The organism is Flavobacterium cerinum, assembly GCF_004028155.1.
Lineage (GTDB): Bacteria > Bacteroidota > Bacteroidia > Flavobacteriales > Flavobacteriaceae > Flavobacterium > Flavobacterium cerinum.
This window is the reverse complement of record NZ_SBII01000012.1, coordinates 89,611-112,560: the sequence shown is the minus strand read 5'-3', so window position 1 is coordinate 112,560 and position 22,950 is coordinate 89,611. Positions and strand designations below refer to the sequence as shown.

At 35.2% G+C, this 22,950-nt stretch carries 28 protein-coding genes; 10 read left to right on the top strand and 18 right to left on the bottom strand.

The features are described 5' to 3' along the window. Window positions 1–5: 5 nt before the first annotated feature. From EPI11_RS15700 to EPI11_RS15675, 6 genes are all read right to left on the bottom strand, one after another. Complete coding sequence (locus EPI11_RS15700; RefSeq protein ID WP_241657646.1) at window positions 6–1,286, bottom strand: sensor histidine kinase; 1,281 nt, start codon at window positions 1,284–1,286, stop codon at window positions 6–8. Continuing rightward, on the bottom strand, window positions 1,279–1,956 hold the full coding sequence (locus tag EPI11_RS15695; protein WP_128390933.1) for a response regulator transcription factor: 678 nt from the start codon (window positions 1,954–1,956) through the stop codon (window positions 1,279–1,281). The genes EPI11_RS15700 and EPI11_RS15695 overlap by 8 nt, the downstream gene beginning before the upstream one ends. Before the next feature lie 74 nt (window positions 1,957–2,030). After that, window positions 2,031–2,768, bottom strand: coding sequence for a hypothetical protein (locus tag EPI11_RS15690; RefSeq protein ID WP_128390932.1), 738 nt, complete (start codon window positions 2,766–2,768; stop codon window positions 2,031–2,033). 101 nt (window positions 2,769–2,869) lie between these two features. Beyond that, window positions 2,870–3,082, bottom strand: coding sequence for a hypothetical protein (locus tag EPI11_RS15685; RefSeq protein WP_128390931.1), 213 nt, complete (start codon window positions 3,080–3,082; stop codon window positions 2,870–2,872). A 10-nt stretch (window positions 3,083–3,092) separates the two neighbouring features. Continuing rightward, window positions 3,093–3,230 (bottom strand): LPXTG cell wall anchor domain-containing protein, encoded by a 138-nt coding sequence (locus tag EPI11_RS15680; RefSeq protein ID WP_128390930.1) that lies wholly within the window; start codon window positions 3,228–3,230, stop codon window positions 3,093–3,095. A gap of 3 nt (window positions 3,231–3,233) precedes the next feature. Beyond that, window positions 3,234–3,725, bottom strand: coding sequence for a hypothetical protein (locus tag EPI11_RS15675; RefSeq protein WP_128390929.1), 492 nt, complete (start codon window positions 3,723–3,725; stop codon window positions 3,234–3,236). A 283-nt stretch (window positions 3,726–4,008) separates the two neighbouring features. Between EPI11_RS15675 and EPI11_RS15670 the strand changes: the two genes are divergently transcribed. After that, entirely contained in the window at window positions 4,009–4,935 is a 927-nt protein-coding gene (locus tag EPI11_RS15670; protein ID WP_128390928.1) for an IS1595 family transposase, read from the top strand. After that, the gene (locus tag EPI11_RS15665) at window positions 4,928–5,197 is read left to right on the top strand and encodes a hypothetical protein (RefSeq protein ID WP_128390927.1); all 270 of its coding nucleotides are present in this window, start codon (window positions 4,928–4,930) and stop codon (window positions 5,195–5,197) included. The genes EPI11_RS15670 and EPI11_RS15665 overlap by 8 nt, the downstream gene beginning before the upstream one ends. Before the next feature lie 536 nt (window positions 5,198–5,733). Here the strand turns inward: EPI11_RS15665 and EPI11_RS15660 are convergent. Continuing rightward, window positions 5,734–5,937, bottom strand: coding sequence for a hypothetical protein (locus tag EPI11_RS15660; RefSeq protein ID WP_128390926.1), 204 nt, complete (start codon window positions 5,935–5,937; stop codon window positions 5,734–5,736). Window positions 5,938–6,168: 231 nt separating this feature from the next. Continuing rightward, complete coding sequence (locus EPI11_RS15655; protein ID WP_128390925.1) at window positions 6,169–8,313, bottom strand: S46 family peptidase; 2,145 nt, start codon at window positions 8,311–8,313, stop codon at window positions 6,169–6,171. Between the two features lie 125 nt (window positions 8,314–8,438). On the opposite strand from EPI11_RS15655, the gene EPI11_RS15650 reads away from it, so the two are divergent. After that, window positions 8,439–9,011, top strand: coding sequence for a Crp/Fnr family transcriptional regulator (locus EPI11_RS15650; RefSeq protein WP_128390924.1), 573 nt, complete (start codon window positions 8,439–8,441; stop codon window positions 9,009–9,011). Window positions 9,012–9,091: 80 nt separating this feature from the next. Further along, window positions 9,092–9,526 carry a carboxymuconolactone decarboxylase family protein gene (locus EPI11_RS15645; RefSeq protein WP_128390923.1) on the top strand — a complete coding sequence of 145 codons (435 nt, stop codon included), beginning with the start codon at window positions 9,092–9,094 and terminating at the stop codon, window positions 9,524–9,526. A 38-nt stretch (window positions 9,527–9,564) separates the two neighbouring features. Here EPI11_RS15645 and EPI11_RS15640 read toward each other — a convergent pair whose 3' ends face one another. Beyond that, complete coding sequence (locus tag EPI11_RS15640) at window positions 9,565–10,017, bottom strand: GNAT family N-acetyltransferase (RefSeq protein ID WP_241657645.1); 453 nt, start codon at window positions 10,015–10,017, stop codon at window positions 9,565–9,567. Continuing rightward, entirely contained in the window at window positions 10,017–11,246 is a 1,230-nt protein-coding gene (locus EPI11_RS15635) for a 3-deoxy-D-manno-octulosonic acid transferase (RefSeq protein WP_128390922.1), read from the bottom strand. The genes EPI11_RS15640 and EPI11_RS15635 overlap by 1 nt, the downstream gene beginning before the upstream one ends. A 242-nt stretch (window positions 11,247–11,488) precedes the next feature. On the opposite strand from EPI11_RS15635, the gene EPI11_RS15630 reads away from it, so the two are divergent. The 6 genes from EPI11_RS15630 (at window position 11,489) to galE (ending at window position 16,509) form a co-directional block, all read left to right on the top strand. Beyond that, on the top strand, window positions 11,489–11,740 hold the full coding sequence (locus tag EPI11_RS15630) for a hypothetical protein (protein WP_128390921.1): 252 nt from the start codon (window positions 11,489–11,491) through the stop codon (window positions 11,738–11,740). Window positions 11,741–11,855: 115 nt separating this feature from the next. After that, entirely contained in the window at window positions 11,856–12,371 is a 516-nt protein-coding gene (locus EPI11_RS15625; protein ID WP_128390920.1) for a hypothetical protein, read from the top strand. After that, complete coding sequence (locus EPI11_RS15620) at window positions 12,371–13,822, top strand: LytR/AlgR family response regulator transcription factor (RefSeq protein WP_128390919.1); 1,452 nt, start codon at window positions 12,371–12,373, stop codon at window positions 13,820–13,822. Before EPI11_RS15625 ends, EPI11_RS15620 begins: the two co-directional genes overlap by 1 nt. Window positions 13,823–13,928: 106 nt before the next feature. Next, window positions 13,929–15,059 carry a DegT/DnrJ/EryC1/StrS family aminotransferase gene (locus EPI11_RS15615; protein ID WP_128390918.1) on the top strand — a complete coding sequence of 377 codons (1,131 nt, stop codon included), beginning with the start codon at window positions 13,929–13,931 and terminating at the stop codon, window positions 15,057–15,059. Continuing rightward, window positions 15,059–15,493, top strand: a complete 435-nt coding sequence (locus EPI11_RS15610; protein WP_128390917.1) for a hypothetical protein — start codon at window positions 15,059–15,061, stop codon at window positions 15,491–15,493. The genes EPI11_RS15615 and EPI11_RS15610 overlap by 1 nt, the downstream gene beginning before the upstream one ends. A gap of 2 nt (window positions 15,494–15,495) precedes the next feature. Beyond that, entirely contained in the window at window positions 15,496–16,509 is a 1,014-nt protein-coding gene (gene galE / locus EPI11_RS15605; protein WP_128390916.1) for a UDP-glucose 4-epimerase GalE, read from the top strand. Window positions 16,510–16,589: 80 nt separating this feature from the next. On the opposite strand, the gene EPI11_RS15600 is transcribed toward galE, so the two are convergent. The 8 genes from EPI11_RS15600 to EPI11_RS15565 all read right to left on the bottom strand — a co-directional run bounded on the left by EPI11_RS15600 (window position 16,590) and on the right by EPI11_RS15565 (window position 22,759). Then, window positions 16,590–17,084 carry a GNAT family N-acetyltransferase gene (locus EPI11_RS15600; protein ID WP_128390915.1) on the bottom strand — a complete coding sequence of 165 codons (495 nt, stop codon included), beginning with the start codon at window positions 17,082–17,084 and terminating at the stop codon, window positions 16,590–16,592. Between the two features lie 54 nt (window positions 17,085–17,138). Further along, window positions 17,139–17,615 (bottom strand): GNAT family N-acetyltransferase, encoded by a 477-nt coding sequence (locus EPI11_RS15595; protein WP_128390914.1) that lies wholly within the window; start codon window positions 17,613–17,615, stop codon window positions 17,139–17,141. A 6-nt stretch (window positions 17,616–17,621) separates the two neighbouring features. After that, window positions 17,622–17,804 (bottom strand): hypothetical protein, encoded by a 183-nt coding sequence (locus EPI11_RS15590; protein WP_128390913.1) that lies wholly within the window; start codon window positions 17,802–17,804, stop codon window positions 17,622–17,624. A gap of 91 nt (window positions 17,805–17,895) precedes the next feature. Beyond that, the gene (gene fabD / locus EPI11_RS15585) at window positions 17,896–18,774 is read right to left on the bottom strand and encodes an ACP S-malonyltransferase (protein WP_128390912.1); all 879 of its coding nucleotides are present in this window, start codon (window positions 18,772–18,774) and stop codon (window positions 17,896–17,898) included. 113 nt (window positions 18,775–18,887) lie between these two features. Next, the gene (locus tag EPI11_RS15580) at window positions 18,888–19,841 is read right to left on the bottom strand and encodes a bestrophin family protein (RefSeq protein WP_128390911.1); all 954 of its coding nucleotides are present in this window, start codon (window positions 19,839–19,841) and stop codon (window positions 18,888–18,890) included. Window positions 19,842–19,879: 38 nt separating this feature from the next. Further along, window positions 19,880–20,605: an adenine nucleotide alpha hydrolase family protein gene (locus EPI11_RS15575; protein ID WP_128390910.1), complete on the bottom strand. Its 726-nt coding sequence runs from the start codon at window positions 20,603–20,605 to the stop codon at window positions 19,880–19,882. A 77-nt stretch (window positions 20,606–20,682) separates the two neighbouring features. Beyond that, window positions 20,683–22,083 carry a sensor histidine kinase gene (locus EPI11_RS15570; RefSeq protein WP_128390909.1) on the bottom strand — a complete coding sequence of 467 codons (1,401 nt, stop codon included), beginning with the start codon at window positions 22,081–22,083 and terminating at the stop codon, window positions 20,683–20,685. A gap of 1 nt (window position 22,084) precedes the next feature. Further along, window positions 22,085–22,759, bottom strand: a complete 675-nt coding sequence (locus tag EPI11_RS15565) for a response regulator transcription factor (RefSeq protein WP_128390908.1) — start codon at window positions 22,757–22,759, stop codon at window positions 22,085–22,087. Window positions 22,760–22,950: the final 191 nt, after the last annotated feature.

The window sequence follows — 22,950 nt, the reverse complement described above, 5'->3', positions numbered from 1 at the left end:
TATGATTACGTTGTACTGAATTCAAATTGTACAGTAAAGCTATGTAAGCCGTCCTGAAAATTATAGGTAATATTCCAGTTGTTCAATTCTACTATCTTTTTTACGATGGCCAGCCCTAATCCGTTGCCTTGTGCAGAAGGGTCTGATTTTGAAAATCGATTGAATAGCTTGTTGATGTTTAATGACGTTTCAGGTCCGGTATTAGAAAATGTAATCGTCTTATCTGATGTCCTGATTATTATTTTACCGTCTTTACTATTATGTCTTATAGCATTCAGGAATAAATTATTGATCAATACTTCGGTTAATACAGGATTGGAGTTTATTTGCAGCGGTTTGTTAAATTCTACAACAATAGATATGCTTTTAGATTTTGCCTGTTCGCTAAAAAAGTCAAGGTGTTTTTTAATGTAGTCATTTAGTATAACCGGCTGTTTTTCAAAGTAACTGTCGTTTTCTATTTTAGATAACAGCAGCAGGTTTTTATTAAGGCGGTTTAACCTGGAAACATCATTGTTTAAAGAGCCCAATAGCTGTGAGTGCTCTTTTGTAAGATTCGGAAGTTGAGACAGTGTATCAATTTTTGTCTGGAACAATGCTAAAGGGGTTTGCAGCTCGTGTGCCGCATTTTCTACAAATTCCCTCTGGCTTTTGTATATGGCTGTGTTTTTTTCGATAAGTCGTTCAAGGCTTTTATTAAGACGGTCAAATTCATCGATGCTGGTAGGGGTAAAATGAGGTGGCTTGTTTTTATCGATTTCAAAATCCTCTATCTGTTTTAAGGTGTCATAAAAAGGTTTCCAGATTTTTGACGCCAAACGTTTTGATAGGATAATGATACCAACCAATAGAATAATAATGATAATGATAAACATGGAAGCGATGCTAAAGACCATGCCTTCCATCTCCACCAGATTGCTTTTTTCAATATAAGTAAATTTTTTACCGTTTATAGTTACAGGAGAATAAAGTATACGGAATGGTTCTTTTTCATTGGCAATAGAGTCAAAAAGCATTTTACCTACAATAGAGTCTTTTGTTACACCCATATCGCCCACAATTTCTACATCTCGGTTGTATTTGTTCCAGGCTGCGATATCACTTTCAGTAAAATCCTCCTTACTTTCTTTTGCGAAAGCGCCCTTATGAAAAAGTAAAACCTCATCGGTTTCATAAATGTAGAGCCATTGGCTTATAAAATAAAATACAGGCGCAGCTATCAGTAATATTATAACCGAATAGATTAGAAAGCTGTATGTTGTTTTGTTAAGTAATTTTCTAGTCATTTTGCCATTTGTATCCCAAGCCATATACGGTTTTTATATAATCACCGCTTCCCGCTTTGCTCAGTTTCTTTTTTAGGTTCTTTATGTGGGCATATACAAAATCATGGTTGTCCAGCATATCTGCCATATCGCCCGAAAGATGCTCGGCAATCGCTCCTTTAGAAAGTACTTTGTTCTCATTGCCTATCAGGAACAATAAGAGGTCGATTTCTTTTTTTGTAATATCTAAGGTATTGTTATTTACGGTAACTGTTTTAGCAAAGATGTCAATACTTATCTCATTAAAAGTAATGATATTGTTGCCTTTAAAGTTTTTACGCCTGATAAGCGCCTGTATCCTTACCAGAAGTTCAGACAGGTGAAAAGGTTTTGTAAGGTAATCGTCGGCTCCCAGATTAAAGCCTTCAATACGGGTGTCCAGTGTTTCTTTGGCCGAGATAATAATTACGCCTTCCGTCTTATTGCGTAGTTTTAATTCTTTTAGAATATCAAAACCGTCACCATCAGGCAGCATGAGGTCTAATAATATACAATCGTAATCATACATATTTATCTTGTCCATGGCCTCTTTGTAGTTTCCGGCCATTTCACAATGTACACCATTAGGCTTAAAGTAGTCTTTAATACTAACAGCAATTTCTGATTCGTCTTCTATTATCAAAATTTTCATACTGCAATTTAGCAATTCAATTCTGAATGAATTTTGAATTTTATAATAATAAATTTTGGTAACTATATACTAGTTTACACTTGGATTTCGGATTTGAACTCAAGTTTACTATATATTTCACTAAATGTTTGAAATATTTCATGGTCTCCAATTTCATTAATTCCATTAATTTGACTTATTATAACATTTCTATAGCTTTCATTTATTTCTACTTTATCTATTTTAGTATTCATCAGTTTTAAATTGATTTTTATACTATCAACTAAATTTTTTGCATTTTTAGAGTTGCCTTGTTCCTTATTATATTGTACGCAAGTATAAATATGATAATTAGCATAAATACTGTAAAATATATATCCTTCCAATCTTTCTTCTATATATGCTTTTTCCGCTTCAATTTCTTTTAGTCGGTACATTTCATAATTTAAGTCATTCTCTAATTTACTCAAACGCCTATGCTGTTCATCATTCTTGGCTTCGTGGTCTGCATACTTCTTATCGATAATAGCGGTATGTTCTTCTACCTTGGAAGAGAAACTTCTAAATGTAAGAAATGCTGTAAAACCTGCGAAAAGTGCAAAGACTGTAAGGATTAGAGTTGTATCTCTCTCCTGTTGTCTTATATAACTTTCCTCTTTGATTTTCTGTATTTCAATTTCTGAAGGAGAAAGTTTTTTATTGATTAAAACTTTATGAAGTGTACTATTTAGAACTTCGTATTTAGCATCAAAGTTTATAACTCGATACAAAAGAAAAATATTTATTACTGCTAATATAGCTGTCAGGATAAAAGGGTAGAATCTAAGCTTCATAATAAGTTGTTTATGAGGCTAATATAAGAAAATTACTATTAACAACAAAAGCCACCCGTAATTGGAGTGGCTTTTTTAATACTTAGAAATTATGAAAAACTCTAATCACCTAAAGCTTTTAAAGCTTCGTCAAGTTCTTCTTTCGTTAGGAGGTCTGCCAATACGGATTGCATTTTAACTTTCTCCTGCGAAATAGTTTCACTGTACTTTTTTAATTGTTCTTCTGTTAATACACTTTTTAACGCCTTTATTTTAATGCTTGCGATAATCAGGCTTGTATTAACTTGTTTTTCTAATTCGTCTCTGAACGCCATAATAATTGATTTAGTTGTCTTTGTTTTTACGTTTATTAATGTAATAGAGAACAACCCCTACAATTAACGCTCCTATTACAATTGCACCTGTTTCAGGACTTGAACCTGTACGGTATTGTAAAGCTATAAAATTACTAGCTATATTCATAGCTTATTGTTTTGTATATCTTACAGTTCCATAATCATAGGCACTGCCTTTCTCAACATAATAGTACTCTACATTGATTTTTCCTGCTACACCTTCAACTGGGTCAATTGTATAGATAAATCTGTCAGGGTCAACGGCAAGGCTTTCAGTGTTCTTGTAACTAACTATGATTTTGTAGGTGTTAGCCGTACTGGTTTCTTCAACAGATACCAACTTATCAATAGTTTTTAAGCTATCAATAAAAGCTTTCATGCTTTTGGTTTCACTTGTTGCTACACCCTTAACAACAATGTCATTAGTTGAAAAATTCAGGCTGTAGGCGTGTGATTTTGGGTAAGGAAATTGTGAAAATAGATTGTCGGCTTTGTATAGACCTGTAAGCCATGTTGGAACATTGATTTCATTTTCAGGATTAACTACTTCTGAATTGTTGTCATCTGAACTTGAACAAGCAAGCATTAAAAATGCTGAAAAAAGGAGAATAGTTTTTCTCATAACGGTGGTAATTTGTGATTAATTAATAATTAAAGCGTGGCATCTACCAAAGCCACCACAGGTTTACCACAACCCACTAAAGCCAATGATATAGCCACGCCAAATTGGCGTACTATATACATTATTGGTTTAGCTAAACAGGGTGGTAATTTGTGGCTGGCAATAAATGTATGCGTACGATATGTTTTCAATTCAAAGATAGTAAAATTTAAGATATTTTTATTAGTAGATTGTTACACTTAAGTGGTTATTTTGTGTAATTTTGTAGTATAACTATATTTCTATGTTTGTAACTGAATTTAAATCGATGCTTGAACTCGTTAAGGCTTTTCCTGACGAGCAAAGTTGTATAAACCATTTAGAGAAAATCTTATGGTATAGAGGTATTGTTAGTCCTTTTGACCCATCGTCAAAGGTGTACAAATGCAAAGACAATCGTTACAGATGTAAGAATACTGGCAAGTATTTCAATGTAAAAACAAGCACAATGTTTGACAATACTAAAGTTGAATTGCAAAAATGGTTTTTAGCTATATGGCTTGTTTGTTCTTATAAGAAAGGTATATCATCAATTCAACTTTCTAAAGAAATCAACGTAACTCAAAAAACAGCTTGGTTTATGTTGCAAAGAATACGTGCTTGTTTTGGAATTGATAATGACAAACCTTTAGAAGGTATAATTGAAGCAGACGAAACATTTGTAGGAGGAAAAAACAAAAACAGACATAAGGATAAAAAGGTAGCTCAATCACAAGGCAGAAGTTTTAAAGATAAGACTCCCGTACTTGGTTTATTGGAAAGAGGTGGCAATGTCAGAGCTTTTGTCGTACCAAATACACAAGCAAAGACAATACAACCTATAATAAAACAGCATGTAGCCAAAGACAGTGTACTTATTTCTGACGAATGGCACGCATATAGAGGCTTACACAGCATGTATGACCATCATGTAGTCGACCACGGGAAAAAACAATATGTTTCTTATGATAATCCCGAAATACACAGTAATACAATAGAAGGGTTTTGGGGCATTCTAAAAAGAAGCTATAATGGTATTTATAATTGGTGGTCAAGAAAACACATGCAAAAGTATGTTGATGAATTTGTATTCAGATATAATTTAAGACAAGTTCAAAATAGCGAAAGATTTAATTTGTTACTTTTGAACTCTGGCATAAGAACAAAATATAAAGAACTTATAAATGCATAATATAACCGAAGAGGCTTTACTAAAAAATGACAGCATAAAAAGAGCTGAATTTAATGGTGAATGGTACTTCTGTATTAAAGACCTTCAAAAACTATTAGCAATAGATTTAGAAGAAACAAAAGCAATACCATTACCTATAGGTGAAAATAATGAGCCTGTATATTGCATCAGACTCAAAGATTTAGAACTTCCTGAACAGGAGCTATCAGAGTTCGATAAACTCTTGCTTAAAGCACTTAAATTTAATCCTAAGAATAAATAAAGCCCCTGTAGTGAGGGGCTTTATTGTCTCCAGATTTCTCTGAACAAATATTAAACTTTATATTTAAGTAACTCTATTTAGGATACAAAATTTTATTCATTAGTCCCGTTATAGTTATATATCCTATAACTGTAACGATATCGGTATTTAACATGATAATTGTTACACTTACAATAATTAATACCTTAATAAAGGTATACATTGTAGTCTCATAGTTCTTTTCAGTCCAAAAATACCTTGTATTTTTATTCTGACTTTTTTTGGCTTTTTTAGTCACTCAAATTGTACATAGTCGAATATTATTTGCTCATTGAGCTATTATAGTGCTAAGTTATACAAAATCAATTAAATACAAATATTAAGCTTATAAAAAATGAAAAAATAATTTTAAAGGTTATAAAAACAATCAACAAGTGTAAACTGGTATATAATTACCTAAATTTTTAGAACCGGGCTGTTTGTAGAATTTACTAGCAGGTAAATAAAAAAAGCCCCGCAATGCGGAGCTTCTTATACTTTACTAGTCTTGCTAATTCTTAGTGAGCAGGAGCAGCAGCTGGAGTAGCAGCTTCAACAGTCTCAACAGCAGTAGTATCAACAGCAGGAGTTTCTTCAACAGCTGGAGTTTCTTCAACTACAGTTTCTTCAACTGGAGCTTCTTCTTTAGCAGTTTCTTTACAAGAAACAAAAGAAACACTCATCATAGCTACTAATGCAAGGCTTAAAACAACTTTTTTCATCTTACTAAATTATAAAGGTTAATTATTAATTCGGAGCAAAGATATAAATTTTTTAATATCACAAAATATTTATGATGAATTTTTTTTTAAATCTTTTATAACTGATTATCAGTTGATTGAGTGCTTGTTTTTGATTTTTAACATCATATAAGCCTTACGTGCCTCTTCTGCTAATTCTCAATAAAGCGTTTTAAAACCAAACCCAATATTTTTAGTTATTACAAAGGAATATTATTTTCCTTTTCCGTTTACTATTTTCATTTCGTCAATAAGGCGTTTAGCTCCTGCATATTTATCGATAATGAATAGTACATAACGCATGTCTACCATGATGTTACGGCAAATTGTAGGGTCATAATGAATGTCACTCATAGTTCCTTCCCATACACGGTCAAAGTTAAGACCAATAAGGTTGCCTTTTGCGTCAATAGCAGGGCTTCCGGAGTTTCCTCCTGTAGTATGGTTTGTACCTATAAAGCAAACCGGCATTTTACCGTTTTCGCCATATTGACCGTAGTCCTTTTTGTTATAAAGGTCAATTAGTTTTTGAGGTACATCAAACTCATAATCGCCAGGGATGTATTTTTCCATAACACCACCAAGATACGTTACCGGCTCATAGTAGGTTGCGTCTTTAGGAGCATAGCCATTTACTTTGCCATAAGTTACCCTAAGTGTACTGTTAGCATCAGGGAAAATACGTGCGTCTTTAGGGCTAAGTTCCAGTATACCTTTCATGTAAGTACGCTGTAATGCTGCAATCTTTAAGTTGATCTCGTCATATTTAGGTCCTACTTTATTCATGTATGCCTCAGCAAGTGCTTTTACAAGTTTATAACCTTTATCTTCATTCAGCTTGGTCATTACGGTTTTAGCATCGCCATTTAATAATTCTTTAGTACCGCTGTATGATGTAAGTTTAGACTGGCCGTAAACTTCAGTGGTCATCGTTTTTATATTAGCACCAACAAGTTCGTTTGGTAAAAATTGTTTTGGCGATTTTGCAGCATACAGTTCTATAAGCTGTTCGAATACTTTCTCGTCTACATTTTTGTTGAAATCTTTATACGTTTCTTCAAGAGCTGCAATGGTATTGTTTCTACGGTCGTTAAACGATTGCTCGCCCCGGGCATTGTATACCTGCTCCAATTGGTAAAGTTTGTATCCAATAGATAAAAGCTCAGTATTACGTAAAACTACTTCCATGAAATAATCTCTGCTTAAAGCATAAGGAGCTATTTCGGCATAATTTTTTTCAAAATCCGACAGAAGGTTTCCATATTCTGCCTGTTTTCCGGCTTTAGCAACCCAGTTCATAAAATCTTTTTCATATGCTTTTTTAATCGCTATGGCATTCGATTTTTTAAGGCCTTGTGTTTCGCCTATCCATTTTTTCCAATAGTTAGCAATACCTGCATATTTTGCAGCATACTGTATTTTTATAGCGTTGTCTTTACGCATAAATCCGTCAGCTACTTTAAGAGCAGCATCTCTAAGTTCTATTTTAGCAGGATTAAGAGAGGTTACAATTTGCTGTACTGCAACGGCAGGAAGATATTCTGTAGTTCTGCCCGGGTAACCAAACACAAGTGTAAAATCATCTTGTTTTATACCGCCAATAGATACAGGGAAGTAATGTTTAGGTGTATAAGGTACATTGTCTTTAGAATATTTTGCAGGGCGGTTGTCTTTGCCTGCATAGATCCTGAAAAGAGAAAAATCTCCTGTATGCCTTGGCCAGACCCAGTTGTCTGTATCCGATCCAAATTTCCCTATTGATGATGGCGGCGCTCCTACAAGGCGCACATCGGTAAACGATTCGGTTACAAAACGCATGTACTGGTTACCTTCATAAAAAGTACGAATGCTGTTTCCCTGCCATGATTCTTTAGGTAAAGTATTGGTAAGGCGGGTAATGTTCTCCTGTATTTTTTTCTGTTTGTCTTTTTCGTTAGTAAGCGTGCTTACACCTTCCAGAACCTGATTTGTAACATCTTCTATGCGTACAATAAAAGTAACCTCAAGATCGGGGTTAGGTAATTCCTGCTCCTGTGTCATAGCCCAAAAACCATCAGTAAGATAGTCGTGGTCTACGGTAGAATGTGATTGTATTTCGCCAAAACCACAGTGGTGGTTTGTTAATAGCAATCCTTTAGATGATATAACTTCCGATGTACACCCACCGTTAAATTGCGGTACGGCATCTTTAAGGCTGGAGTTGTTTACATCATAAATGTCTGCCGCTGTCATTTTCATGCCAAGGCTCTTCATCTCTTTTTCATTCATTCCCTTAAGCAGGGATGGTATCCACATACCGCCTTGTTGTGAATAGGCAGGCAGGACAAGTAATAGGACTAGCAGTCGTAATAATCTCATATTTTGGATATATTTGTTATTGTGGTGCGCAAGTTACACATTTTTATAAACCTAAGAAGGAACCTTTACTGTTAATAGGATGAAACAAACACCATTCATTTTTCACTTTTACACGATCCTGCCAAATGTTTGAAGCAATTATTACACATATAAACAAACACGTTTTGCTTACTCCAGCTGAGGAAGAAATACTTACTTCCTCTCTAACAATTCGTGATGTAAAGAAAAAAGAACATTTGCTAAAAGAAGGGCAGGTATGTACAGAGAATTATTTCATCATAAAAGGCTGTTTCAGGATGTACATTAATACCTCCAAGGGAGTGGAGCAGGTAATACAGTTTGGTATAGAGAATTGGTGGATTACAGATTATGTTAGTTTTAAATCGGGCCAGCCTTCAGGATTTAACATTCAGGCGGTAGAAAATTCTCAAGTTGTAGTACTTCATAAAAAGGTTGTAGAAGAACTGTTCTCTAAGATCCCAAAATTGGAACGCTATTTTAGAGTCGTTGCAGAAAAAGCCTATTCGGCACAGCTTATGCGTATTCATTACATATTTAATCTTACCGGAGAAGAGCAGTACAATCTTATGAATAGTAGGTTTCCTGAATTTGTTCAGAGGATTCCACAATATTTATTGGCTTCTTTTTTAGGTATAACCCCCGAATTTTTAAGTAAGTTAAGAGCTAAGAAAGAATAAATTCATTTCTTAATCTACTTTAAGTTTTTTGGAAATCATATGTCGGAGATTTGTAGTGAACAAATTAAATCGTCAACATTATGCACAAAAGAATGAATCTAGCTGCAGTAGAACCGGAAGGTTATAATGCATTATTGGCACTCGAAAAATATATTGCCTCTACACAATTAACTAAAACTCATAAAGAGCTTATCAAAATAAGGGCATCACAAATTAACGGTTGTGCTTTTTGTCTTGACATGCACACTAAAGATGCCCGTAAGCATGGCGAAACAGAACAGCGCATTTATACGCTTAGTGCCTGGAGAGATACTCCTTTTTTTACAGAAGATGAGAAAGCTGTTTTAGCACTTACAGAAGAAGTAACGCTTATCAGCAACCATGTGACCGATAAAACCTATAATGAGGCAACAGCCGTTTTAGGTGAAAAATATGTTGCTCAGGTTATCATGATGATCATTACTATTAATTGCTGGAACCGTTTAGCAATTACAACGGGCTTAATGCCGGAGTAATAATCGGTATAATAAAAAAGCGGCTTTAAGCCGCTTTTTTATGGTTTAACTACTAATTTCATTAATCCACGGTTATGGATCGTGAAATTTTTAGAGAGATATAAACTTTGGGCAATTTTGTTGTGTTGCTCTACTTCCAGGTAAAGAATTTTTAAGGATAATGCTTTTGCTTCGTCATGTATAAAATCCAGTGCTTGTTTTCCAAGTCCCATGCCGCGTGCTTTAGAGGAGATAAATAACTCGTCTAAAAATGCAATTCTTCCTTTGTATTCAAAAGAAAACACAAAAGTTAATATAATGTATCCCATTACCTGACCGTCATTAATAATAAGCCAGCCTTTGCCATGGTGCTCGTTTTCAATAAACTCATGCATCATTTTTGTCGTGACGTCAGCATCTATAGGGTAATTGTCTATAGCATAAAATTCTTTCATCATGGGTACCACAGTTGGTATATCCTGAATTTCAAAAGGTTTAAATGTAGCTTTCATTAGTCTGTAATGTTTTTTAATATAATATTTACGGCTCCGCGGTTCATGGATACAAACGTATCTGCAATATGACCCTTTTCCCAGCGATAATCATCATTCTGGATAAGTGATGATAATGCTTCTTCCATTTCTTTTTTATCTTTTACCGCTATACAGCCACCCATGTGTACGAGAGCTACTGCTTCAGGGAATTTTTGGTGATTAGGCCCTATGATTATAGGAACTCCAAAAGCAGCAGGTTCTAATATATTGTGTAATCCGGCTGTGCCAAAGCCTCCGCCTACATAAGCTACGTCAGCATAACTGTAAATTTTGGTAAGTATCCCTACAGTATCAATGATCAGGACATCATATTCTGAAAGGTCTTTTCCTTCTTTTTCAGAGAACAAAACTGTCTTTTTTGTAATGCTGTTTTTAATATCGTTAATATGATCAGGTGCGGTTGTATGTGGCGCAATAATAAATTTGGTGGATATCGAAGCGTTAATGTAATCAGTAAACATACTTTCGTCTTTTGGCCATGAGCTGCCAAATACAACAGTAGTTTTATCGTTTTTAAATTCTTCAATAAAGGGGAGTGAGTTATCACGTTCCAGTATTTCGCTTACACGATCGTATCTTGTATCGCCACTAATGGTCACATTATTATAGCCGATTTTTTGAAGCAGTACTTTTGAACTTTCATACTGCACAAAGAAATGGCTGAATATTTTTAAAGCATTCCTGTAAAAGCCGCCATACCATTTAAAGAATACCTGTTTCTCTCTGAAAAATCCCGAGATGAGGTAAGATGAGGCATTGGTCTTTTTAAGTTCGTTAAGGTAGTTGGGCCAAAATTCATATTTAATAAAAAATACTAGTTCCGGGTGTACCAGTTTTATAAACCGCTGTGCATTCGCTTTAGTGTCTAATGGCAGGTAAACGATAACATCGGCAGTTTTTGCGTTTTTGCGCACCTCATATCCTGACGGCGAAAAGAATGTAAGGACAATCTTGTGATTAGGATAAAGGATTTTTATTTTTTCCATAACAGGCAGCCCCTGTTCATATTCGCCAAGCGACGCCGAATGGAACCAGATGGTTTTGTCTGTCGCTGTTATTTTTTGCTGCAGTGTTTCAAAAACGTGCTTTCTGCCTTCAACAAAAAGTTTAATTTTCGGACTAAACAATGCCACAATATTTAGTGCATATCCGGTAATAATAGTGAGCAGGTTATAAAGAAAAAACATAGGTAAAAAATTGAAGGGCTAAATTACGCTTATTTTTTCAGGAAATTAAACCTCATTATTCTCAACAACATACTCCTTTTTGCAAATCCTTAATGCAGCTTTACCGTTCACGTAGTTTTTTGTGCAGTTCACGACATTTTTTTTATTAAGCCGTTTATTTACTGGAGTTTTGACATCGGAATTCCAAACACCCGGGAACCGAAAACGGGATCAAAGAGTAGGGAAATAAAAATTTAAATATCATGAAAAATATTAACGGAGAAGAACTTTACGATCTTATTCAGAACGGAACAGTAGTATTATCAGATGATAAAAAAACACTGATAAACACAACAACAAAAGAAGTGCTTGGAAGGCAAGTTACCTCTAAAGACGGATCTGTTTGCTATAGAGCAATTGGAGACAATAATGATGATACAAGGGGAGGGGAGGTTTGTCTAAAAGTAAAATGGGATGAAAAGCTGCAGGTAGAAATTTGTGTTAAATGGGGATAGAAGATTTATTATCTCAATAGAAAAACGAAAAATCCCAATTAAAAGGGGTTTTTCGTTTATTTCAAATAAATAATTTTATAATATTGTTAATCAATCATAGCTAAAAACTATAAAAATGAGTACAGACATTAAAAATAAAACAGCATACCTTTTAGGTAATTTATATGTTAATGACGATACAATTGAAGTCGCTCTTGTTTTATGGGCTTCTTCTGATAGCTATATATATGGCAAATTAAATATGCTCATCAATAATGGCAATAAAGCAATAATATTCAGCTATTATAATTCCCAGAAACCTGAACTTTCTGATAATGAAAAAATGAACGCTGAAGTGCCAATCCGTTTCAGCATCGAAAAACCTAAAGAATGGAAAAGTGGGGATGTAATAAGGGTAATGTATATAAATGAATATGATACAAAAACTTTTTATGAGCTGACATCCTATTTTGAAACCCGGTTAAATAAATTTGGATATCGTGAAATGGACGATGAAGGCCACAAAAAATTCAATGCGGGCTGGAATGTCCTTCATCCTGGCAACAAAGTATTTGATGCCGGAGGAGAGACTCCTTCAAGACTTCCGAGATTTACCAAACGCGACGGCATATTTACACTCATGAGACGCTAATGAAACAAAAAATAACATTCCTCTTTTTGTTATCCTGCTGTCTAAGTTATGGTCAGTCGCTGTCTGCGTTAATTACCCGGAATATTGAAGCCAATCCCGACAGCACAATAGTTTCATTAAAAAAGTTGGCTGTAAAATCGGGATCTGACTATGCTAAAAACCAGTACATAATAGGGAAATGTTATGCTTTTTTAAACAAGGAAGACTTTGCACTCATTCATTTTATCAATGCAAAAAAAGAATTTGATAAACTAAAGAACATTGAATTCTCTAAGGATATTGCACTGGATGCTTATCTGGTTATCTCTTCACAGGAGAACTATAATAAATATGGCACTTCATTTTTAGATGAATACTACAGTTATGCTCTAAAAAACAATTCTGATATAAGACTTGCTTATGCTTATAGCGAATATGCTAAAAATGCTCATGATAAAATTGATGAAAACCTAAAAGATCAACGGGTTCCCGACAACGCCTTTAAACTATTCAGCAAAGCTCTGGTTCATGCAAAAAAAACTAACGATGATGTTATAAAAGGAAAAGTATATGGTAATATAGGAACGCTGATGGTTACATGGCAAAAATATAACATGGCACGTTCTTATCTGGATTCTGCAGGAATATATATAAACCGTACAGGAGACAGGTTTCATTTATTTGCAAACAACTACAGTTATGCCAACAGCTATTTCACAGAAGGGCGTGATAAAGAGGCCATCGTTTATTTTTTAAAAGCCGAAAAGATACAGCTGCCTTATTATAAGGGTAAATCGAAAAGAATGCTGTACAAAAAAATAGCTGAAACGTTTGATTACCTGAATAATAATAAAGAGAGGCGCGAATACGAAAAGAAACACGACAGCCTTGACAGCCAGATTAAAGACATGGAACAAAATGCTGTGGTTCATGAGATTAATACAAAATATGAAGTCGAAAAAAAAGACAGGCAGATAAATGCGCTGCAAAAAATAAAAATGAAACTTATACAAAATAAAATAGTATTCAGTATCCTGCTTTTTTTGGTATTTTTGCTAGCGCTGTATTCTTTTATACGATGGAAAAAAATTGACTACAATAAAAAACGCCTTGAAGCTGAAAAGAAAGATATTGAAATAGAACACACAAAAACGGTAGAACAGCTTGAGAAAGTAAAACAGCTGGTAATTGAAGACCATCTCATTTTAAAAAATAAATCCAAAATTTACCTTGACAAGCTCATTTACATAAAAGCGGAAGATCATTACCTAAATCTTGTTTCGACGGATGGGAAAAGAAATTTCATCAGGGGGAAATTAAGTCATCTTGTAACCGAACTACCTCCAAATTTTGTAAAATGCCACAGATCTTATGTGGTAAATAAAAATTATATTAAGAGTGTATCGTCAAAAACTTTATTGCTCACTAATTTTGAAGAAGTTCCTGTATCACGAAGCTTTAAACTGGAATAAAAGGTTCAAAAAAACATTTGCCCAAGGTGTCTACTCCATTTAAGTTAACTATTTTTGCAAATGATTATTAACCTTTAATTCAATCCTGAATTATCAGGAAACATATATGAAAAAAATCCAAATGGTTGACTTAAAAAGTCAATACGATCAGATTAAAGATACTGTAAATATTTCTATTCAGGAAGTTCTAGATACTACATCATATATAAACGGGCCGCAAGTACACCTTTTTCAGAAAAATTTAGAAAATTACCTTGGTGCTAAACACGTTATACCGTGTGCAAATGGTACCGATGCTTTACAAATTGCCATGATGGGACTTGACCTTAAACCGGGTGACGAGGTTATTACTGCCGATTTTACTTTTGCAGCTACTGTAGAAGTTATTGCTTTATTGCAGTTAACACCGGTATTAGTAGATGTTGATCCGGATACATTTAATATTTCTATAGAAGCAGTTAGAAAAGCAATTACGCCAAAAACTAAGGCTATAGTGCCTGTACATTTATTTGGTCAGGTTGCAGATATGGAAGCCATTATGACGTTGGCTCAAGAACATAATCTTTATGTTATTGAAGATAATGCTCAGGCAATTGGTGCCGATTATAAGTACGCAGATGGCTCTAAAAAGAAAGCCGGAGTAATGGGCCATGTGGCTTCTACTTCATTTTTTCCATCTAAAAACCTTGGCTGTTATGGCGATGGTGGCGCTATTTTTACTAACGATGATGAACTTGCACACAAACTTAGAGGGATAGTAAACCATGGAATGTATGTGCGTTACCACCATGATGTAGTCGGCGTGAACTCAAGACTTGATAGTATACAGGCAGCAGTACTGAATGTTAAACTACCTAATCTTGACACCTATAATGTTGCAAGACAAACAGCTGCCGAAAAATATAGTGCTGCCTTTGCAGGTCATGCTAATATTATTACGCCTATTGTTAAAGGAGAAAGAAACAGCCATGTGTTCCATCAATATACATTAAGAATTATTAATGCAGATCGTGATGGTTTAATGCAGTATTTGTTAGATAAAAGCATACCTTGTGCAATCTATTACCCAATAGCGTTACACAGCCAGAAAGCTTACGCTGATACGCGTTACAATGAAGCTGATTTCCCTGTAACAAATCAATTGGTTAAAGAAGTTATATCATTGCCAATGCATACAGAACTGGATGATGAACAAATTAAATTTATAACAGACAGTGTTTTAGAATTTCTTAGTTAATGGATAGCCACAAAAAGAAGAATATAATAAGGTACATATCTTTTGCAATAGCATTTACAATGACTATTGCAGTTAGTGTTATGTGTAAGGGTAATAATGCAGTAGCGTCTGAAGTTATAAAAACATCTGAGGAGATTAATAAAAAATGTCCCATTACTATAGATGCTTATACAATACTTGATAACACAACGGTAACAGAAAATCCGTTAACACTTGTGTATCTTTACACGGTTCGTGTAAACAAAGATTCTCTTACTGTAAATCTGGATGAGTCTAAGAAAAATATAATGAAAACTACTCAAAACGCAGCAGATACAGATCCTCAGATGGCTTATATCAGAGATAATTCAGTTTTGTTAAAATACCATTATAAAGATAAAAACGGTAAGTATTTATTTGATTTTACGATCACGCCGAAAAAAAATACAAAATAAATATGAGAGTACTTGTAACAGGAGGACTTGGTTTTATCGGTTCACATACAGTGGTAGAATTGCAAAATGAAGGTTTTGATGTTGTTATAATAGATGATCTGTCAAATTCTTCATTAGAAGTTTTAGATGGAATTACCTCGATTATAGGCAAACAGCCAAATTTTGAACAGATAGATCTTCGAGATAAAGCTGCTGTTCATCAGTTTTTCAAAAAGTATAGCGATGTATCCGGTGTTATTCATTTTGCGGCTTCTAAAGCAGTAGGTGAAAGTGTAGACAATCCATTACTGTATTATGAAAATAATATAAGCTCTCTTATATATCTACTTCAGGAACTTCAAAAGAAACCTGAAGGGCATTTTATATTCAGTTCCTCCTGTACTGTTTACGGCCAGGCAGCAATAATGCCTATAGCTGAAGAAGCTCCGATTCAAACAGCACTATCTCCTTATGGAAACACAAAACAAATAGGCGAGGAGATAATACAGGATGTAGTAAAAGTTAGTAATATTAATGCAATATTATTACGCTATTTTAATCCGGTAGGAGCACATGAATCGATAAATATTGGCGAGCTTCCTAAAGGTACGCCACAAAATCTAATTCCTTTTATTACACAAACCGCGATTGGATTGAGAGAACAATTATCTGTGTTCGGGTCAGATTATCCTACTGCCGACGGTACCTGTATACGTGATTACATCCATGTAGTCGATCTTGCTAAAGCACACGTAAAAGCGCTTAAGCGCTTAATGAATAAAGAGAATGTAGAAAAAGCTGAAGTGTTCAATCTTGGTACCGGTACAGGAAGTTCAGTGTTAGATGTTATTAATTCCTTTGAAAAAGTAAGTGGTAAAACGCTTAATTATAAAATTGTAGAGCGACGTGTAGGTGATATTACAGAGGCTTATGCTGATACTGCAAAAGCAAATAATGTACTGGGCTGGAATGCAGAACTTACTTTAGACGATGCATTGGAATCGGCTTGGAAATGGGAGCAGAAAATCAGAAAATAGGATTAATTGTAGATTGATTTACAATTTAAGATATAAAAAAATCCAAACCTTAGGTTTGGATTTTTTTATATCAGGATGAGTTATAGTAACGCTTTAGACATTTTATAGTTTACAATTTCTACACCTCTCCTCAGATTCAATTGCTCGGTAACGACTTCAAATCCTATTCTTTCAAAAAAAGGTCTGGCAGTTTTGCTAACATCAGATGTTAGTGTTATAGTACCAAAATCTCTCGCTTCTATTTCCAGCTCTTCCATTAATATCTCAGCAATACCTTGTCTCTGGTAGTCTTTATGTACATACATAAAGTCAATGTATGTACTATTGTCCAAAGAGGCAAAGCCCACGATTTTATCATCCATTTCGGCAAGTAAAAATAGCTGGCCGGCTACGGCATCATACCAGCGATGGGAATTTTCTACAGTAGAGGCCCAAACTGCAATTTGTTCGGGAGTATAATCATTGGTGCAAATAGTAGTAATTGTGGCAGTAAATAACTCCTTAATTTCGTCCAGATCTGTAAGGACGGCCTGCCTTAAAGTTAGCGGATCCTGTAGGAGCGGTTCATATATCATTTGGTAAAGATACACTATCTCAAATTAAAAAATCAGTATCCCATTCTCGTGGGATTATTCCGGATTTATATCTTTGGACATTTTATAATTAATAATCTCTATACCCTGCCTTATGTTTATTTGTTCCTTAATTACTTTATAGCCTTTTCTTTCAAAGAAAGGCCTTGCGGTTTTACTTATGTCTGATGTAATTGTACTAGTGCCGGTATTCCGGGCTTTATCTTCAATCGCTAATAAAAGTGTTTTGGCAATACCCTGGTGCTGGTAATCTTTGTGCACATACATAAAGTCGATGTATACGTTTTTATCCAGAGAGCAAAATCCAACTATATTATTATCTTTTTGAGCAATTAAAACCAGTTGATGATCTATAAGATCGATCCAACGTTGTGCTTTTTGTGCAGAAGAAGCCCAGATAGCAACTTGCTCAGGAGTGTAATCATTGGTACAAACAGTTGTAATTGTACCAACATATAGTTCCTTCATTTCAGGAAGATCCCCATGTGTGGCTTGTCTTAAGGTAATGGGCATAAAAAATTAGATATTGTATTTTTCTTTGCAAACATGTTCTTGTACAGTAACAGTCTTACCCTTAACATTGGTTACCCGCTTTATAGTAGTATGGCATTCTTTGTGATCGTTGCTAAATCGCATAAACATGATTGTACTCACTGTAGCTGCAATTAATGTTCCCAATAGTATTACTGCTTTAAATTTCATGTTCGAAAGATTTGAATAAATATACAATTTATTTAAAAAAATCCCCATCACTAAAAGCAATGAGGATTCTATATTTTAGTACTAAGCTTTATTAGCTTGCAGATGCTGTTTGGGCATCTTTATCTATTTTTTTAACCAAACCTTGTAATACATTTCCTGGGCCTACCTCTGTAAATAAAGTAGCACCATCGGCAATCATTTGCTGTACAGACTGCGTCCATTTTACCGGAGCAGTAAGCTGTATGATCAGGTTTTGTTTAATTTCTGTAGGATCTGTTACAGCACTTGCCGTTACATTTTGGTATACTGCACAAACAGGAGCTGTAAAAGTAGTCTTCTCTATAGCAGCAGCAAGCTCTTCGCGTGCCGGTTCCATCATTGGAGAGTGGAACGCACCACCTACAGGCAGAATAAGGGCTCTTTTAGCTCCGGCAGCTTTCATTGCCTCACAAGCTCTCTCTACAGCTGATGTTTCTCCCGAAATAACCAATTGCCCTGGGCAGTTATAATTAGCAGGAACAACAACACCATCTATAGAAGCACAAACATCTTCTACAACTTTATCTTCAAGGCCTAATACAGCAGCCATAGTAGATGGCGTGATCTCGCAGGCTTTCTGCATTGCAAGAGCACGTTGAGAAACCAGTTTTAATCCGTCCTCAAAAGTTAGTGCACCGGCAGCTACAAGGGCAGAAAATTCTCCAAGAGAGTGACCTGCTACCATTTCAGGTTTAAAATCACTGCCTAAAGTTTTTGCCAGGATAACCGAGTGTAAAAATATTGCCGGCTGCGTTACTTTAGTTTCTTTAAGTTCGTCGGCAGTACCTTCAAACATAATATCTGTAATACGAAAGCCTAGTATTTCATTGGCTTTTTCGAATAATTCTTTTGCCTGAGCTGATTGTTCATAAAGGTCTTTACCCATTCCGGTAAACTGGGCACCCTGACCCGGGAATACATATGCTTTCATTTTGTCTTCAGTTTATTTTGTGGCTACAAAAATAGTTTTTTTCTGCCATAGGCAATAACCTGATGTGTAGAATAAAACATGAAGGAAGATTCACCTAAAGAGAGCCATCTTTTTTAAAGAACAAAATACGCATTTTTAACCGGCTGGATGTGGTGCAGTTTCGGGTCTTCCAATGCTTTTGCTTTAGGGTCAAACTCATCATTATATTCATTCACCATTTGTAATAAATTTTTCTCTATAGTATTTGAAATAGAGATCATAGGTGTATCTGTAGGCCTGTTCTCAAAAGGATCCTGTAAATGAATGGCCATTTTTTCTATAAGAAAGAATGCTGCTCCAATGGTTGTTACTAATGGTATCTGCAACCATCCTAAAGAATCGGTTAATCCAAAAGGAAGAAGCATAATGAAGAGGCATAATGTAAAACGGATATACATACTGTAAGTAGTAGGGAACACTGTATTTTTAATACGTTCACATTTACCCATAGCTTCACACAGCCTGGTATAGGTCTTGTCGATCTCTACCTGTTGGTATGCGTTGATCTTACCCTGTTCGGCTGCTTTTTTTAAATCTTTGGCATGCAGCATAAGTATAGCATTAGGAACATGCTTGTGTCTTTTTACAAAACGAAATTCTTCGTCAGACAACAAGGTTTTTATGGGTTTAATAGGGTCTTTACCCCTTAATGACTGCCCAAGCGCATAACACCATGCTGCCTGTCTTTTAGCAAAACGTTCCCTAAAATCATTCGCCTGTACAGAGAAATCAGGATCGCTGTAAAAGCTAATCACCTGTCTTAATAATGTACGGGAATCATTTACAATAGATCCCCAAACAATTCTGGCTTCCCACCAGCGGTCATATGCCTGATTCGATTTAAAAGCAAGGAGTAATGATATGATCGTGCCTATTATAGTAGGTACAGCAATAGGTATGTTTATTGATATTTTATGGTAAAACTGATGTACTACTTCAAAGCTTGTGGCATACAGCATAACGAGTATGAGCTCGATTCTTATCTTGCCCAATACATATTTCATTGGTATTTTTTTCTTTAAAAGCATGTTTTCAGGAATTAAATTCGGTAATTATTTTATAAACTTTATACGACCTCATCATATATGGAGAGCATAGGTAAACCCAATGCTTCGTTAATTACGGCGCTTTCTTTTCTCTTAGCATTTCTTTTTTCCACTTTGCGGGTCTCGATTAAAAGATCAATATTGTTTTTTGAAATGGTTTCAATAAGAAGTGGTGTAATGTCTGCCGAATTTTGTTCCTCCGGGAATTTGGCCTGACTTACAATTTTAAATGTGAATTGTTTATTAGTAATCTGCTGTAATTCCTGAACACCAATTTTGGTTTGATTGCGTTCCAGGAAAAGCGCTTTATTAAAATCATAGTCACTGTATTTATTCCCTAAATGAAGAATGGGCGATTTACAGTTTAAAAGCAGTTTTGTGCAATAGGTATGGATGTAGGCCCACTCTTTTTTGTATGAAGCTGTCAGGATAACAAGATCTATCCCCAGATGATCAATAAGATTTTTTAATAATGGACGTGACATGCCGCACTGGTTGTGCACTTTTAACCTACAGTTATCTGTTGCATCTGCTAGAGCATGGCAATCCTGTAATGTTTTAAGTTGCGCTACAGTAAGGTTTAGTGCCAGTTCCCTTAAAAAAAGTGATCCGGAATCTGCATCGGGAGTTTTATAAACAAGCATTAATACAATGGAACAGTTCTGTCCATCGGCATGTTTAATAGCTGTTTTTACTGCGTTTAATGAATCTGTTTCAAGGGTTGTAGGAATTAATATGTTTTTCATAATGTATACGTTTTAGTTTATACATACAAAACAACAACCTGCAAATAAGAATGGGTTTAAAATAAAATTAGAAGATTCTAAGATTTTACATTAGAATTTTTAATGTTGGATCTATTGAAGACTATAGTTACTACAGTTCCTTTATCAGGTTCCGACTGGATAATTAAATCACCATTATGAATACGTATAATTTTCATGGCTAAGGGTAAACCTAAACCATAGCCTACATATTTAGAAGCAGCCTTCTTTCCACGGAAAAAAGGTTCATAAAGGTAAGGAACATCTTCGGGAGGTATTCCAATTCCTATATCGGTAATTATAATTTTAATAGTGTTGGCATCGGCACTCAGGTTTACAAAAACTTCATCATTATCAGAATATTTAACACCATTGGTGATAATATTGCCTACGGCAAGTTCAAGCAATGCCCTGTTGCAGGGAAGCACCAATAATGAATCGTCTTCAGGTATTTTATTGAGATTAATGTTAACCCTGTTTTCGGGGTATAACTTGTCCAGATTGCATTTTACATCCATTACCAGGTCGTCTATGCGCACAATGTCCTGTACCTGTTTTTGCCCGTCATAACCGGTTAGTGTAAGTTTTAGCAGGCTTTCCGTAAGAGTAGCAAGCCTTGAGGCCTGTTTGTTTATGTTTTCAAGAGAACTCATGTATTCAGACGGCTCTCTCTCTTTAAGTAAGGTTATTTCGGTTTCAGCAATAATGGTGGTTATTGGTGTTTTTAATTCGTGAGATGCATTATTTATAAAGTTAGCCTGTATTTCAAATGATGTCTCCAGCCTGTCAAGCATGTTGTTAAATGTCTTGGTAAGGTCTACAATCTCATCGTCGCCACCTTCTTCGGGCTCTAAAAGACGGTTGTGTAAGTTAGAAGCACTAATGCGTTTTACTTCTTTTGTGATCCTTGATACCGGATTGATAACCCTAATGGCCAGAAAACGTCCAAAAAAGTAAGCTATAATTACAAAGGCAAGTCCGCCAATGGCAAGTATACGACTTATGTATATCAGGCTGGTGTTACCCCTGCGGTCTTTTGCGGTAACAATAACCATGTAGTTTAATCCCGATTCATTGAATAGTTGTGCATAGTAATATTTGTGCTCGTCCTGCATAACCCAGGCGTAGCCGTTTTTCATTACTTCGGTATAAAATTCAGGAGGCAATTGGAGCTCTGTATTGTATTCAAAAGTATTCTCGCCATTTATTTTGAGCACATAATCCTTTTCATCAACAAGTTCTTCCAGCCCGTTTGTTTTAAGATTTTGATAGTACTCTGCTTTTACAGGATCTTTTTGAGAATATATAGATGATGCAATCTTTGCCCTGTCCTCAAGTCTTTTTAAAAAGTAGTACTGATTATTTTGTTTGAATAAAAAGAAAACAACTATGCATAGCGCAAGTGTGCTTACACTTGAAAGTGCAACATAAGTAATAGTAATTTTCTTTTTAATCTGCATATTATGATTTTAATACATACCCCAGTCCTTTTAAGGTATGAATGAGTTTAGTTGTATAGGGCTTGTCTATTTTATTCCGTAAATAATTTATATAGACATCCACCACATTGGTATTCATATCAAAATTAATGTTCCATACATTATCCAGTATTTTCTCGCGCGAAAGTACGCTTCCGGTATTCTTAGCAAGATAATACAGTAGTTTAAATTCTTTTGCCGTAAGTAATATAGTATCCTGCCCGCGTTTTACTGTTTTGGCTTTACGGTCTATTTCAAGATCGGCAATGCTAATAATTTCAGAAGGCCTATGTTCCTGCCCGGCTCTTCGCGCCAACGCGTTTATACGTGCTTCGAGTTCGGTAAAACGAAATGGTTTGGCGAGATAATCATCAGCACCGGCATTAAGCCCGGTAACAATATTTTCGCTGCTGGTAAGTGCAGTGAGCATCAGGATCGGGACAAAATTATTTGCGGCTCTTACCCGGCGGCATATCTCTATACCGTTAATATCGGGCAGCATAATGTCCAGAACAACAACGTCAAAAGTGTTTTCTGTTATCATTTGCAATGCCGTAGTGCCATCAAGAGCGGCACTCACATCGTGGTTTTTTTCCGAAAGCCCTTTTCGGATTACCGAAAGCAAATTTGGTTCATCTTCTACAACAAGCAGTTTCATAAGTTTGTTGTCTTGGTTTTATATTCAGCCAAAAATAGGGTTTTATTTTAGTAGCACCAACTTTTGAGTTGCCTGCCCGGCATGCTTTTATATAATTTTTAAGAAGCATAAAATATTTAACAGTTAAATTAACTTTTACTGTGTGCCAGGTGTTTATAAAATTATTACATTTGAGTACCTTATTAAGACCC